The sequence below is a fragment of the Mycobacterium sp. 20KCMC460 genome, assembly GCF_022179425.1.
Taxonomy (GTDB): domain Bacteria; phylum Actinomycetota; class Actinomycetes; order Mycobacteriales; family Mycobacteriaceae; genus Mycobacterium; species Mycobacterium kiyosense.
On record NZ_AP025524.1, the window covers coordinates 6,234,654 to 6,249,389 of the forward strand.

Below are 14,736 nucleotides of genomic sequence, written 5' to 3' on the forward strand. Positions count from 1 at the left end.
CAACCGTGCCCGCCATAGACATCGACCGCGATGCCGCCCACGAGGCAGCCCAACGCGAACTGAGCAAGCCGATCTACCCCAAGCACTCGCTCACCCAGGAGATCTTCGCCAAGATCACCGAGTTTTTGTTCCGGGTGTTGCAGAGGACGTCGTCGGTACCGGGCGGCTGGTTCACCGTCACCGTGTTGTCCATCCTGGTGGCGGCCGGCGTCGCCGCGGCGATTTACGTCGCGCGACGCACCATCCGCACCAAGCGGGGCGGTGACTACGAGCTATTCGATGCCGGTCAGCTGACCGCAGCGCAACACCGAGCCACCGCGGAAAGCTTTGCGGCCGAAGGAAATTGGACCGCAGCGATACGGCATCGGCTGCGCGCGGTGGCCCGCGAACTCGAAGAGACCGGGGTGCTCACCGCGGTTCCCGGCCGCACCGCCAACGAACTGGCTACCGACGCCGCCGCGGCGCTCCCCCGCCTGTCGGGCGAATTATCGCAGGCGGCAACCGCTTTCAACGACGTGACCTACGGTGAACGACCGGGCACCCAGGCGGCGTACCAGATGATCGCCGACCTCGACGACCACCTGCGCTCGCGCTCGGCCGTGAGCTCGACGGTGCAACAACCCGCGGCAACGAACTCGTGGGCGCAGATCCGATGACCGGGTCACCTCGCGGCGCGCCGGCCGACGCCACGCAAACACGACGCCCGTGGCGCGCAATCCTGCTGGGGCTGACCGCCATCGCGATCGTTGCCGCGATCACCACTTATCTCACGGCGCCCCGTCCGGGCGGCACGATGGACCCGGAAGCCACCAGCTCGTCCGGTGCCCACGCACTGGTGACACTGTTGCGCGACAACGGCGTCGAGGTCGTCGTCGCCGAAACCGTCGCCGACGTCGAACATGCGGCACGCCCCGACACGCTGTTGCTGATCGCCCAAACCCACTATTTGAGCGACAACGCCCTACTGGCCCGGCTGGCCAAAGTTCCTGGCGACCTGCTGCTGGTCGACCCCACCACGCGCGCCCGCACGGCGTTGACGCCGCAGTTACGCGCCGGTGGCGCGGACAAGTTCGCCACCGAACCCAATTGCACTTTGCCGCAAGCTAATCGAGCCGGATCGGTGAATTTCGGATCGAGTAACGGCTACCGGGCCCGAGGCCAACTGGACCTGGTCAGCTGCTACGGCGGAGCGTTGGTCAGCTACCGAGACGGCAACCGGACCGTGACGGTGGTGGGCAGCAGCCAATTCATGACCAACGACGGACTGCTCGAAGAAGGCAACGCCGCGTTGGCGATGAACCTGGCCGGCATGCGTCCCCGCGTCATCTGGTTCGCACCCCAGCACGCGGAAGGCCACACGTCGGCGCACGGCTCGATCATGGATCTCATCCCGGACAACGTGACGTGGATCGTCTGGCAGCTGTGGCTGGTGGTCGCGCTGGTGGCGGTGTGGAAAGGCCGGCGGGTGGGCCCGCTGGTCGCCGAGGAGCTGCCGGTCGTGGTTCGCGCGTCGGAGACCGTCGAGGGACGGGGCCGGCTGTACCGATCCCGGCGGGCCCGGGACCGCGCCGCGGAAGCCCTGCGCACCGCGACCCTGCAACGTCTGGTGCCGCGACTCGGATTGGGCCCCAACGCGACTCCGCCGGCGGTGGTGACCACGGTGGCACAGCGCAGCGGGGCGGACCCGGATTTCGTCCAGTACCACCTGTACGGCCCACCACCGAACAGCGACAGCGACCTCAGACATCTCGCTCTCGCGCTCGACGACATCGAAAGGCAGGTCACCCACTCGTGACACAACCGGATCCGGCACGCGAAGCACTGCTGGGATTGCGCAACGAAATCGGCAAGGCCGTGGTCGGACAGGAAGGGGTGATCAGCGGCCTGGTCATCGCCCTGCTCTGCCGAGGGCACGTGTTGCTGGAAGGTGTTCCCGGAGTCGCCAAAACGCTGATGGTCCGCGCCCTGGCCGCAGCCCTGCAACTGGAATTCAAGCGGGTGCAGTTCACCCCGGACCTGATGCCCGGCGACGTCACCGGGTCGCTGGTGTACGACACCCACACTGCGGAGTTCGCCTTCCGGCCCGGCCCGGTGTTCACCAACCTGCTGCTGGCCGACGAGATCAACCGCACCCCGCCCAAGACGCAGGCCGCGCTGCTCGAGGCGATGGAGGAACGTCAGGTCAGCGTGGACGGGGAGCCCAAGCCGCTGCCCGACCCGTTCATCGTGGCCGCCACGCAGAACCCGATCGAATACGAGGGCACTTATCAGCTGCCCGAAGCGCAGCTGGACCGTTTCCTGCTGAAGCTGAACGTGACGCTGCCCCCGCGCGACGCCGAGATCGCCATCCTCGGCCGGCACGCGCACGGTTTCGATCCGCGCGACCTGTCCGCCATCAAACCGGTGGCCGGTCCGGCCGAGCTTGCGGCCGGGCGGGCGGCGGTGCGCGAGGTGCTGATCGGCGACGAGGTGCTCGGTTACATCGTCGACATCGTGGGGGCCACCCGCTCGTCCCCGGCCCTGCAGCTAGGGGTGTCGCCACGCGGTGCCACCGCGCTGCTGGGTACCGCCCGGTCCTGGGCATGGCTTTCGGGACGCAACTACGTCACTCCCGACGACGTCAAGGCCATGGCCCGCCCGACGCTGCGGCACCGCATCATGCTGCGCCCGGAGGCCGAGCTCGAGGGCGCCACACCGGACGGCGTACTCGACGGCATCCTGGCCTCGGTCCCGGTACCCCGCTAGTGCGGCCACGATGATCCTGACCGGGCGCACCGGCCTGCTGGCGCTGATCTGCATCTTGCCGATCGCTGTAGCGCCTTGGCCGGCAACGGCTTTCGCTGTCCTGTTGGCGGTGCTGGCCCTCGTGGTGCTGTTCGATGTGCTGCTGGCGGCCAGCCCCCGCCGCCTGCGCTACCACCGATCACCGAACAGTTCGGTCCGGCTCGGCCAACCGGCACAAGCCGGCCTGTTGATCCACAACGACGGCAGCCGCCGTTTTCGCGGTGTGGTTCGCGACGCGTGGCCGCCCAGCGCGCGGGCGAACCCGCGGGTGCACCGACTCTCGATCGCGGCGGGCCAGCATCAGCAGGTGAGTACCGAACTGCGTCCCGTTCGTCGCGGCGACCAGCGTGCGACGGTGGTGACGGCACGGTCGATCGGACCGCTCGGCCTGGCCGGACGGCAGAGCTCGCAGCCGGCGCCGGGCCACGTCCGGGTACTACCGCCGTTCCTGTCCCGCAAGCATCTGCCCGCGCGCCTGGCCAGATTGCGCGAGATCGACGGACTGCTACCCACCCTGATCCGTGGGCAGGGAACCGAATTCGACTCGCTGCGTGAGTATGTCGTCGGCGACGACGTCCGCTCCATCGATTGGCGGGCCAGCGCCCGGCGCACCGACGTGATGGTCCGCACCTGGCGGCCGGAGCGGGACCGCCGCGTCGTCATCGTGCTCGACACCGGCCGGATGGCGGCGGGACGGGTGGGGGTCGACCCGACCGCGGGCGATCCGGCCGGCTGGCCCCGATTGGACTGGGCAATGGACGCCGCACTCCTGTTGGCGGCGTTGGCATCTCGCGCCGGCGACCATGTCGACTTCCTGGCCCACGACCGAGTCAGCCGAGCCGCGGTGTTCGGCGCGTCGCGCACCGAACTACTGGCTCAGCTGGTCGACGCGATGGCTCCGCTGCAACCCGCCCTCATCGAATCCGATTGGCGGGCAATGGTTGCCACCATATTGCGCAGGACCCGTCGGCGGTCGCTGGTGGTGCTGCTGACCGACCTGAACGCGACCGCCCTCGACGAGGGGTTGTTGCCGGTGCTGCCGCAACTGTCGGCCAGGCACCATGTGCTGGTCGCCGCGGTCGCCGACCCTCGCGTCGACCAGTTGGCGGCCGGGCGTTCCGACGCCGCCGCGGTGTATGACGCGGCGGCGGCCGAACGGTCCCGCAACGAACGGCGGGCCATCGCCTCCAGGCTGCGCCGCAACGGGGTGGAAGTGGTCGACGCGCCGCCGGCGGAGATCGCTCCCGGACTGGCGGACCGCTATCTGGCCATGAAGGCCACCGGGCAGCTCTAACCGGTGGGGACGACGTCGGGAGCGTCCTCGATGTCCCCCGTCTCTCCGGCGGCCACACCGCGGCGGCCGAAATAAACCACGTAGGACAGAAACGCCAGCTCGGCCAGCGCGCCGATACCGATGCGCACGAACGTCGGCAGCGGCGACGGCGTCACTAATGCCTCGATCAGGCCGGACACCAGCAGCACTCCCACCAGTCCGACGGCCACCGAGACGATCCCGCGTCCCTGCTCGGCGAGCACCTGTCCGCGCGGCCGATCCCCCGGCGAGATCACCGACCAGCCCAGCCGCATCCCGGCCCCGGCGGCCAGGAACACGGCCGTGAGCTCGAGCAACCCGTGCGGAAGCAGCAGACCCAGCAACAGTCCGCCCTTGCCGGCCGGGAACATCAGGCCGGCGATCACCCCGACATTCGCGGCGTTCTCGAAGATGATGAACGGGATCGGGAGACCCAACACGACCGACATCGCGATGCACTTGGCGGCCACCCAGGAGTTGTTCACCCAGACCTGCAGGGCGAACGCCGCGGCGGGGTGGTCGCTGTAGTAGGACTCGACGTCGTGGTTGATCAGTTCGTTGATCTCGGCCGGCGTCCCGACCACGGACTGCACCTCCGGGCTTGCAGCCACCCACCAGCCCATCACGATGGCGACGACGAAGAACCCCACCGCGCTGGCCAGCCACCAACGCCAGGAACGGTAGGCCACCACCGGAAACGACACCGTCCAGAACCGAACGAACGTACTGCTCATCGGAGCGTGGGCGCCCGTGACCGCGGACCGGGCGCGGGCGACCAGGCTGGACAGTCGACCGGTCACCACGGAGTCCGAGGACACCGACCGCAGAATGGAAAGGTGCGTGGAAACCCTTTGGTAGAGCTCGACGAGTTCGTCGATCTCAGCGCCGGTCAGCGAACGGCGACGCTTGATCAACTGGTCGAGCCGGTTCCAGGTGCCCTGGTGGGTCAGCAAGAACGCGTCGACGTCCACCCTGGGCAGCCTACCCATCGACGGCCGCAGGCCGACCGACGAAGCCTGTAGCGTTCCGTGTTATGTCGGAGGTGGTGACCGGGGACGCCGTGGTACTCGACGTCCAGATCGCACAGCTGCCGGTGCGCGCACTGAGCGCGATCCTCGACATCCTCGTGGTGGCTTTCGTCTACTTCGTCGGCTTGATGCTGGCCGCAGCCGCGATGTCGCAGCTGGACGAGGCCTGGATCGTGGCGTTCATCATCATCTTCACGGTGCTGGCCATGGTCGGCTATCCGGTCATCATCGAGACCCTGACCCGGGGCCGTTCGCTGGGCAAGATGGCGTTGGGGCTGCGCGTCGTTTCCGACGACGGCGGCCCGGAGCGGTTCCGGCAGGCGCTGTTCCGGGCGCTCGCCGCGGTGGTCGAGATCTGGGTGCTGCTCGGCAGCCCTGCGGTCATCTGCAGCTTGTTCTCGTCGAAGGGAAAGCGGGTCGGTGACTTGTTCGCCGGCACCGTGGTGGTCAGCGAACGGGGTCCACGGCTGGCGCCGCCGCCCATGATGCCGCCCCAGCTCGCGGGCTGGGCGGCGTCGTTGCAGCTGTCCGGGCTCAGTGCCGGTCAAGCCGAGGTTGCGCGTCAATTCCTTTCTCGCGCAATGCAACTCGATCCACAGCTGCGGGCGCGGATGGCGTATCGGATCGCCGCCGACGTGGTTTCGTGCATCGCGCCGCCGCCCCCACCCGGCGTGCCGCCCCAGCTGGTGCTGGCCGCGGTTCTGGCCGAACGGCACCGGCGCGAGCTGGCCCGGATGCAACCGGTCGCGGGGCCACAATTCGCGCCACAGCAATTCGCGCCACAGCAATTCGCGCCGCAGCAATTCGGGGGGCCGCAATTCGCGCCGCAGCCGCAGGCCACCGCCCCCCGGCCCGAGCCGCAGGCGCCGCCTACCGAACCGGACGGCGGCGGGTTCGCCGCGCCGAGCTGAACCTACGCGAAGCTAGAACTGCGCCACGCTGACCGCAAGATAGGCGACGTCGGCGACCAACAGCGCCAATCCGCCGAGCGGCACCACTACTCCTGCGCGCCGTTTGGCAGTGAACACCGAGGCGACGATCACCAGCAACGCCACCAAGGGTGGCCCGTAGAAAGCGGCGTCGAAGTTCAACCCGGCACCCAGATGCGGGCAGCGGCTCTCAGTGCAGGAATCGGTGCTCATCACCGCCCCCAGCGCGAACAGCATCACTATGGCGGCAGCAGGCACCGTGAGTAGGGCCAACACCCAGTTGACCCGGGTGCGGGCCTTGCCGGCGTCCCCGCCGGCCGGATCGGTGCCGCGGCTGGGACCGCGCTGCGTCGCCAGATCGCGATTGTTCCCAGTCATGGGTCAGGTGCTACCCATTGCGGGGGGATGCAAACTCGGCCTCGGGTGTGAAGTGAGCGCGTCGGCCGTGAACCCCGGGCGAGAAGACTCCATAAATCCCCTGGCCGCCCCACCCAACGCGGCAGCTACCCGCTCAACGCCACAACTTCATCACGCAACCCCGAGTCGCGCCGAACACGACAAACCGCGACGATGCAGCACCACCTGCGATGTTGCATCGCGTTAGTTTACGATATATCGTGATAGTCACCAACACATCGGAGTCGCCTCCCGCGCCTCCGCGCAACTTAGAAGGACTACCAACATGAACACCCCATTCACTCCTCCCTCCGGACCGTTCGGCACACCAGGATTCGGCTTCGGTGCCGGCCCCGCGCAGCGCCGCGCATTTCACGGCGCCCGACGACAGGCCCGGCGGGAATTCATCGAAAACCTCCGGGAAAACGCCGGCGGCCACGACGGGCCCTTCGGACCCGGCTTCGGCGGCCCCGGTTTCGGTCCCGGCTTCGGCGGCCCCGGCTTCGGCTTCGGCCGTCCTGGCTTCGGCGGCCCGCGTGGCGGCGGGCGCCGCGGTGGCCGCGGTCGCCGGGGCGACGTACGCGCGGCGATCCTGGTGCTGCTCGCCGAACGGCCCATGCACGGTTACGAGATGATCCAGCAGATCGCCGAACGCAGCAACGGAATCTGGAAGCCCAGCCCCGGCTCGGTGTACCCGACGCTGCAACTGCTCGACGACGAGGGACTGATCACCGCCAACGAAACCGACGGCAGCAAGAAGCTTTTCGAGCTCACCGACGAGGGCCGCGCCGCCGCGGAAAAGGTCGAGACACCGCCGTGGGACGAGATCGCCGAAGGCGTGGACCCGGCGCACCTCAACCTGCGCACCGCCGCGCGCCAGCTGTTCGGAGCCGTCGGGCAGTCGGCTCAGGCGGCAAGCACCGAGCAGCAGCAGCGCATCGTCGACGTGCTCAACAACGCCCGCCGCGAGATCTACGGAATCCTCGGCGAGGACTGAGTCCCGCAGCGAACAGCGGACCCTGGACCACGACGAACTCAGGACACGTCGACCCAGTTCAGGGTCCGCTGCACCGCTTTGCGCCAGCCGGCGTACCCCTCGGCGCGTTGCTCGTCGTCCCAGTTGGGCGTCCAGCGCCGGTCCTCTCGCCAGTTGGCGCGCAACTCCTGCGGACCACTCCAGAAGCCGACCGCCAGGCCAGCCGCGTACGCGGCGCCCAGCGCGGTCGTCTCGGCAACCACCGGACGCACCACGTCCACCCCCAGCACGTCGGACTGGATCTGCATGCACAGGTCATTGGCGGTGATGCCGCCGTCGACCTTCAAGATCTCAAGGCGCACACCGGAATCGGCCGCCATGGCGTCCACCACGTCGCGGCTCTGGTAGCAGATCGCCTCCAGCGTCGCGCGGGCCAGATGCGCGTTGGTGTTGAACCGCGACAGGCCGACGATCGCGCCGCGCGCATCGGATCTCCAATACGGCGCGAACAGGCCGGAGAACGCCGGCACGAAATACACCCCACCGTTGTCGGCGACCTGCCGTGCCAGGGACTCGCTCTGCGCTGCGCCGCTGATGATGCCCAGCTGGTCACGCAGCCACTGCACCGCCGATCCGGTCACCGCGATCGAACCCTCAAGCGCGTAAACGGGTTTGGCGTCGCCGAACTGATAGCAGACAGTGGTCAACAACCCGTTCTCGGATCGCACGATCGTCTCGCCGGTGTTCAGCAGCAGGAAATTGCCGGTGCCGTAGGTGTTCTTGGCCTCACCGGACTCCAGACACACCTGCCCGACCATCGCCGCATGCTGATCGCCGAGAACACCCGCGATGGGCACCTCGCCACCGATCGGACCGGTGTCCGCGGTGACACCGAACGGCTGCAGCGGAGACGACGGCCCGATCGTCGGCAGCATCTCGCGCGGGATATCGAACAGCAACAGCAGTTCGTCGTCCCAATCCAGCGTCTCCAGGTTCATCAGCATGGTCCGGCTGGCGTTGGTGACGTCGGTGGCATGCACGCCGCCCCGTGGGCCGCCGGTCAGGTTCCACAGCACCCAACTGTCCGCGGTGCCGAACAACGCCTCGCCACGTTGCGCGGCCTCGCGCACGCCGTCGACGTTCTCCAAAATCCACTGCAACTTCCCGGCCGAGAAGTAGGTCGCCGGCGGCAGCCCCGCCTTGCGGCGGATCACCGCACCGCGTCCGTCGCGGTCCAGCGCGGTGGCGATGCGGTCGGTGCGGGTGTCCTGCCACACGATCGCGTTGTAGTAGGGCCGGCCGGTCTTGCGATTCCACACCAACGTTGTCTCGCGCTGATTTGTAATACCCAGTGCTGCAATGTCTTTCGCGGTGATACCGGACGAGTTCAATACCGTCATCAACACCGAGACGGTGCGTTCCCAGATCTCGACCGGGTTGTGTTCGACCCAGCCGGCGCGGGGCAGGATCTGGTCGTGCTCGAGCTGGTGGCGCGCCACCTCGGCGCCGTCGTGATCGAAGATCATGCAGCGGGTGCTGGTGGTGCCCTGATCGATGGCTGCGATGAAGTCGGCGGACTCGGCCAACGAAAGTCTCCTAGGGGCTGGCGGGCGGCGCTGCATGTAATCGTCCATGATTGCTCATGTGGCCATAGACATCGAGGGTGACATCGAGCGGATGCCACGCGGGGGACCCGGCGCGTCGTGGCTGGACCGGCGGCTGGAGACCGATCGGCTGGAGTACATCGACCGCGACGACGTGGACCGCAAGAAGCGCGCCGCGATCCGCTCACTGGACCGGGTGGGACGACTGTTCGGCCTGCACAAGACCGTCGCACGAATCGTGCTCGACGAAGTCCGCGACGTTGCGGCGCCGCGGATCCTCGAACTCGGCTCCGGTCACGGCGCGTTGTCGCGGACGTTGCTGGCAATGCACCCCGAGACGCAACTGACCATCACCGATGTCGATCCCTCGCTGGTGGCCGCGATCGCCGCCGGGGACCTGGGCTCGCATCCGCGCGCCACCGTCCGCACCATGGACGCCACCGCCATCGACGCGCCCGACGGCAGTTACGACCTCGCGGTCTTTGCCTTGTCGTTCCATCACCTGCCGCCGGGGCGGGCGTCCCGGGTGTTTGCCGAAGGGACCCGCGTCGCGGACAAATTGGTAATCATCGATCTGCCCCGGCCGTCGCCGATCCTGCATATCGTGCGGTTGGCGCACATGCTGCCGCTGATGATGTTCCCGATGCCGCACGACGGCGTGATCAGCTCGCTGCGGTCCTACAGCCCGTCGGCGCTGCTGGCGCTGGCTCGGCACGCGGACCCAGCGATCGATGTCACACTGCGCGGCGGAAAAGTGTTCAACAGCACGCATCGCCCGCTACCACAGATCGTGATCGCCACCCGCGGACCCGGCCGGTTGCGCAGCGACCGGTAAACCTGTTGCATCGGCGGTGTGGGCGAGGAGATCAAACGCACCACGTATGGCCGCGAGCATCGGCGGGCATACCGGCGCAAGGTGCAACTGTGTCTGGATGTCTTCGAGACGATGCTCGCCCGGACCCCCTTCGATTTCGAGCACCCGCTCACCGGCATGGAGATCGAGTGCAATCTGGTGGATGCCGCCTACCAGCCCGCGATGTCGAACCGGATCGTGCTGGACGCGATCTCCGACCCGGCCTACCAAAGCGAATTAGGCGCCTACAACATCGAATTCAATGTCCCACCGCGGGTGCTGCGGGGACACACCGGGCTGGATCTGGAAGCCGAGGTCCGGGCCAGCCTCAACGACGCCGAGACCAAGGCCAACGCCGGCGGCTCGCACATCGTGATGATCGGGATCCTGCCTACGCTGATGCCCCAGCACCTGCACGACAACTGGATGAGCGAATCCAGACGTTACACCGCCCTCAACGAGTCGATTTTCAGCGCGCGCGGCGAGGACATCCCGATCAACATCGCCGGACCGGAACCGCTGAGCTGGCGGGCGGCCTCGATTGCACCCGAATCCGCTTGCACCAGCACGCAATTGCACCTGCAGCTGGCCCCGGACGACTTCGCCGCAAACTGGAACGCCGCCCAGGTGCTGGCCGGTCCTCAGCTCGCGCTGGGCGCCAACTCGCCGTACTTCTTCGGGCATCGGCTCTGGTCGGAGACTCGCATCGAACTGTTCGCGCAATCCACCGATACCCGGCCCGAAGAGCTGAAAACCCAGGGCGTGCGGCCGCGGGTGTGGTTCGGCGAACGCTGGATCACCTCGGTCACCGATTTGTACAAGGAGAACATCCGCTACTTCCCGCCGTTGCTGCCCGAGCTTTCCGACGAGGATCCGGTCGCCGAACTGAGTGCCGGGCGATGCCCGCGACTGTCGGAGCTGCGACTGCACAACGGCACCGTCTACCGGTGGAACCGGCCGGTGTATGACGTGGTGGGGGGCCGGCCGCACCTTCGGCTGGAAAACCGCGTCCTGCCTGCGGGCCCGAGCGTGGTTGACATGCTTGCGAATTCGGCGTTCTACTATGGTGCGCTGCGAACCATGTCCGAGGCCGCGCAACCGGTCTGGTCGCAACTCAGTTTCGCTGCGGCACAACATAATTTCCTGGAGGCCGCCCGGCGCGGCATCGAAGCCCGGCTGAGTTGGCCGGGTGTCGGGGAGGTCGGCGCCCGCGAACTCGTGTTGGACGTTCTGCTGCCGATGGCCCAGGAAGGACTTCGGCGGTGGGGTGTCGACGCGGAGGTGCGCGATCGCTTCCTCGGTGTGATCGAGGGACGGGCCAAGACCGGACGCAACGGAGCGAGCTGGCAGGTGTCCACCGTCGCTGCGCTGGAAGACGGCGGGATGACCCGGCCGCGGGCGCTGGCCGAGATGCTGCGCCGCTACTGCGAGCACATGCACGCCAACGAGCCGGTCCACACCTGGGATACTCAGCGGCTCAGCTGAATTCAGACGGCCAACTCGGCTCAGTAGTTCTGCAGCAGAATCCCGGCGAGATCGGAACCGATGTTGTCCAGCCCTGAGACAAAGTTGGCCACGGCGGCCCCCAAGAAGCCGATGTTGTTCAGGCCCGAAACCGCGCCGCCCAAGACCGTTATGCCTGAGGAATTCTCGCCGAAAACGTTGTAGCCCGACACTCCGGCAAGGCCCAACGGGTTACCTGTGAAGATGCCCGAGACATTGGAGCCGTTGTTGAAGAAGCCGGAGACGTTGCCACTCCCAGTGTTGAAGAAGCCAGAGCTGGTGACGATGCTGTCGGTCGTGTTACCGAAGCCCGGAGCCGGCGGAATCTCGAACTCGAAGAGCTTCTGGCTGGAGATGTGGATGGGCGGGATGTAGATGTCAGGCAGGTTGAAGGCGCCAACTCCAATGGGCGGCACCACGATGTCCGGCAACTGGAACGCCTGGGTAATGAGCTGCGGCAGGGTGAACTGGCCGAGCGCGATGGGCGGGATCCCGATCTGCGGCAGCGAGAACGCCTGGGTAAGCAGCTGCGGCAGGGTGAACTGGCCGAGCGCGATGGGCGGAATGCCGATCTGCGGCAGCGAGAACGGGGACGAAGTGAACTGCGGCAGGCTGAACTGCCCGATGCCGATCGGCGGGATGGTTACCGACGGTGTCTGGAACTGCGGCCAGCTGATCTGCGGCAGATCGAACGAGCCGAGTTGGATCGGCGGGATGGTCAGCGCCGGAGTCGAGAACTGCGGCCAGCCGACCTGCGGCAGGTTGAACGAGCCGAGTTGGATCGGCGGGATGGTCAGCGCCGGAGTCGAGAACTGCGGCCAGCCGACCTGCGGCAGGTTGAACGTGCCGAGCTGGATCGGCGGGATGGTCAGCGCCGGAGTCGAGAACTGCGGCCAGCCGACCTGAGGCAGATCGAAACCGCTCAGGCTGATCGGATTGATGGTGATCGACGGGATGTTGAAGCCGGACAGCCCGATGGACGGGATGATGTAGTTGCCGCCATTGTTGCTGATGTTGATGGTCGGCAACGTCATCGCCCCGATACCGATGCTCGGGAAGTTGAACGCGCCGATGGAGCCTCCGCCGATGCCCGTGGAGAAACTGAACGACTGGAGCTTGATGTCGTAGTTCGGGGCCAGGAAGTTTCCGGTGTCGAGGCTGAGCAGCGTTTGACCACCAGCAGTGCTGAACGGACTGATCGAGATCGACGGAATATTGAACCCTGGAACAGTTATCGTCGGCAGGCTCCACCCGGTGATAGTGACCAGAGGCGTTTGAATCGGCGGGATGATGATCTCCGGTAATTGAATGCCCGGAATCGCGATGGTCGGCGTGGTGATCGCCGGCAGGTTGAACCCACCGACGTGAATTCCTGCCGGCGAGGTGTAGGCCGGAACGGTGATCGACGGAATACCGATCGACGGCAGCCCGAAGCTGCCGATATTCACATTCGCCGGCGTCGTATAGGCCGGAATCGTGATCGACGGAATACCGATCGACGGCAGCCCGAAGGCGCCGATGTTGATGTTCGCCGGCGAGGTGTAGGCCGGAACCGTGATCGACGGAATACCGATCGACGGCAGCCCGAAGCTGCCGATATTCACATGCGCCGGCGTCGTGTACGCCGGGATGGTAATCGAGGGGATGGTGATCGCGGGTAGGTTGAACGCGCTCAATGCGGCGTTCACCGGAGAGGTAAACGCACCGATGTTGATCGGTGGAATGGTGATCTGCGGCAGGTTGAACGCCGTGAGCAAGCCCTGCGGCGACGTGAACGCACCGATGCTGATCGGCGGGACGGTGATCTGCGGCAGGTTGAACGCCGTAAGCAAGCCTTGAGGCGACGTGAACGGCCCGATGCCGATAGGCGGGACATGGACCTGGGGCAGATCGAAAGCCCCCAGCTGGATTGGGGAGAGGTGGATCGCAGGCAGAGTGATATCGGGCGTGGTGACGGCGACATAGACCCCGCCCTGCCGCACGCCAGTCCAGAAGAACCCGTTGTTCTGTTCACCGGTGTTGAACGCACCGGTGTTGTAATCGCCCCAGTTGGAATAGCCGGTGTTGGTGTTACCGATATTGAAGCTACCGGTGTTGTACGATCCCGGGTTGAAGTCGCCGCTGTTGTAATTGCCGGTGTTGTAGGTCCCGGTATTGCCGATGCCGGCGTTGAACGCTCCGGTATTGATGCTGCCCGAGCTGATAAATCCGGTGTTGGCCAGGCCTGAGTTACCGATGCCGGTGTTGAAGCTTCCCGAATTGAAGAGACCGACGTTCCCGTTTCCTGAATTGAAGAAGCCGATGTTGTTGGTGCCGGAGTTGCCGAAGCCGATATTGCCGGTACCGGAATTAAAGGCATTGAAGTGGAACTGGCCGGTCGACGTGTCGTAGTAGGCATTACCCAGACCCACCAAGTTGTTGCCGGAGAGGCCGAAGCCGATATTGAAGTTGCCGTTGTTGCCGAAGCCCTTGTTACCGGAACCGAAGTTCCCGTAGCCGATGTTGGACGTGCCCAAGTTGCCGGAGCCGACGTTCCAGCTACCCAAGTTGGCGCTACCGAAGTTGGACTGGCCGAGGTTTCCGTTGCCGATGTTGCCGTTGCCGAGGTTGCCCAAGCCGAGGTCGAACCCGCCGAAGTTCGCCCAGCCGAAGCTTGTCTGCAGCGACTCAGCCGCGGCCGGCAATGCTGCGACCGCAGCCGGCGCGGCGGACAGTTGAGTGGCGATACCCCCCACCAGACCCTGCAGCGACTGGGTGAACGGCGCCAATGCGGCGACCGCGGCCGACGCGCCGGCGTGATAGCCGAACATCGCGGCCACATCCTGCGCCCACATCGACTCGTAGGCGGCTTCGGCCGCCGCAATGGCAGGCGCGTTCTGCCCGAACAGGTTGGAGAGGACCAATTGCACGAAACCCGAACGGTTGGCCGCCACGGCCAGTGGATGCACCGTCGCGGCCACCGCCGACTCGAAAACACTGACCACCGCTTTGGCCTGGGCTGCCGCGCCGGAGGCCTGGGTGGCCGCCGCGCTCAGCCACCCCGCGTACGGTAGCGCCGCCGACGCCATCGCCGCGGACGCCGGCCCCTGCCAGGCCTGACCCGCCAGACCCGACGTCACCGACGTGAATGATTCAGCGGCAGTGGACAATTCGGCGGCAAGGCCATCCCAGGCCGACGCGGCCTCCAACAGCGGGCCGGCCCCGGCGCCGGTGAACAGGCGCAGCGAGTTGATTTCGGGTGGCAACACTGAGAAGTTCATCGAGCACCTTCCACCGGAGTCCTGGCGTCCTGCCAATACGACAAGGAGGTGGAGCGTGAGGCGCCCGTCCCTCCACTCCAATCCGTACCGA

General features: G+C 66.6%; 12 protein-coding genes. 8 read left to right on the forward strand and 4 right to left on the reverse strand.

All coding sequences use genetic code 11. From position 1 onward, the window contains the following. Window positions 1-5: 5 nt before the first annotated feature. From MKCMC460_RS28885 to MKCMC460_RS28900, 4 genes are read left to right on the forward strand one after another with little or no spacing between them, the layout of a single operon-like run. Window positions 6-656: a DUF4129 domain-containing protein gene (locus tag MKCMC460_RS28885; protein ID WP_236978723.1), complete on the forward strand. Its 651-nt coding sequence runs from the start codon at window positions 6-8 to the stop codon at window positions 654-656. Next, window positions 653-1,795 (forward strand): DUF4350 domain-containing protein, encoded by a 1,143-nt coding sequence (locus tag MKCMC460_RS28890; protein ID WP_236978724.1) that lies wholly within the window; start codon window positions 653-655, stop codon window positions 1,793-1,795. The genes MKCMC460_RS28885 and MKCMC460_RS28890 overlap by 4 nt, the downstream gene beginning before the upstream one ends. Further along, on the forward strand, window positions 1,792-2,745 hold the full coding sequence (locus MKCMC460_RS28895; RefSeq protein WP_236978725.1) for a MoxR family ATPase: 954 nt from the start codon (window positions 1,792-1,794) through the stop codon (window positions 2,743-2,745). The genes MKCMC460_RS28890 and MKCMC460_RS28895 overlap by 4 nt, the downstream gene beginning before the upstream one ends. A 10-nt stretch (window positions 2,746-2,755) precedes the next feature. Beyond that, window positions 2,756-4,078, forward strand: a complete 1,323-nt coding sequence (locus tag MKCMC460_RS28900; protein WP_236978726.1) for a DUF58 domain-containing protein — start codon at window positions 2,756-2,758, stop codon at window positions 4,076-4,078. Here the strand turns inward: MKCMC460_RS28900 and MKCMC460_RS28905 are convergent. Further along, window positions 4,075-5,067 (reverse strand): stage II sporulation protein M, encoded by a 993-nt coding sequence (locus MKCMC460_RS28905; protein WP_236978727.1) that lies wholly within the window; start codon window positions 5,065-5,067, stop codon window positions 4,075-4,077. The two genes, MKCMC460_RS28900 and MKCMC460_RS28905, sit on opposite strands and share 4 nt — an antisense overlap. Before the next feature lie 62 nt (window positions 5,068-5,129). Between MKCMC460_RS28905 and MKCMC460_RS28910 the strand changes: the two genes are divergently transcribed. Next, complete coding sequence (locus MKCMC460_RS28910; protein WP_238305141.1) at window positions 5,130-6,035, forward strand: RDD family protein; 906 nt, start codon at window positions 5,130-5,132, stop codon at window positions 6,033-6,035. A 12-nt stretch (window positions 6,036-6,047) separates the two neighbouring features. On the opposite strand, the gene MKCMC460_RS28915 is transcribed toward MKCMC460_RS28910, so the two are convergent. After that, complete coding sequence (locus MKCMC460_RS28915) at window positions 6,048-6,431, reverse strand: hypothetical protein (protein ID WP_236978731.1); 384 nt, start codon at window positions 6,429-6,431, stop codon at window positions 6,048-6,050. Between the two features lie 304 nt (window positions 6,432-6,735). Between MKCMC460_RS28915 and MKCMC460_RS28920 the strand changes: the two genes are divergently transcribed. After that, a complete protein-coding gene (locus MKCMC460_RS28920) occupies window positions 6,736-7,446 on the forward strand; it encodes a PadR family transcriptional regulator (protein ID WP_236978734.1) in 711 nt (236 codons plus the stop codon). Window positions 7,447-7,484: 38 nt separating this feature from the next. Here the strand turns inward: MKCMC460_RS28920 and glpK are convergent, their stop codons facing one another. Then, entirely contained in the window at window positions 7,485-9,047 is a 1,563-nt protein-coding gene (gene glpK / locus MKCMC460_RS28925) for a glycerol kinase GlpK (RefSeq protein ID WP_236984474.1), read from the reverse strand. Window positions 9,048-9,057: 10 nt separating this feature from the next. Here glpK and MKCMC460_RS28930 point away from each other — a divergent pair, with 10 nt between their 5' ends. Next, window positions 9,058-9,864 carry a class I SAM-dependent methyltransferase gene (locus MKCMC460_RS28930; protein WP_236978735.1) on the forward strand — a complete coding sequence of 269 codons (807 nt, stop codon included), beginning with the start codon at window positions 9,058-9,060 and terminating at the stop codon, window positions 9,862-9,864. Window positions 9,865-9,882: 18 nt separating this feature from the next. Then, window positions 9,883-11,367, forward strand: a complete 1,485-nt coding sequence (locus tag MKCMC460_RS28935) for a glutamate--cysteine ligase (protein ID WP_236978736.1) — start codon at window positions 9,883-9,885, stop codon at window positions 11,365-11,367. 20 nt (window positions 11,368-11,387) lie between these two features. Here the strand turns inward: MKCMC460_RS28935 and MKCMC460_RS28940 are convergent, their stop codons facing one another. Then, the gene (locus MKCMC460_RS28940) at window positions 11,388-14,645 is read right to left on the reverse strand and encodes a PPE family protein (protein WP_236978738.1); all 3,258 of its coding nucleotides are present in this window, start codon (window positions 14,643-14,645) and stop codon (window positions 11,388-11,390) included. Between the last annotated feature and the right edge of the window lie 91 nt (window positions 14,646-14,736).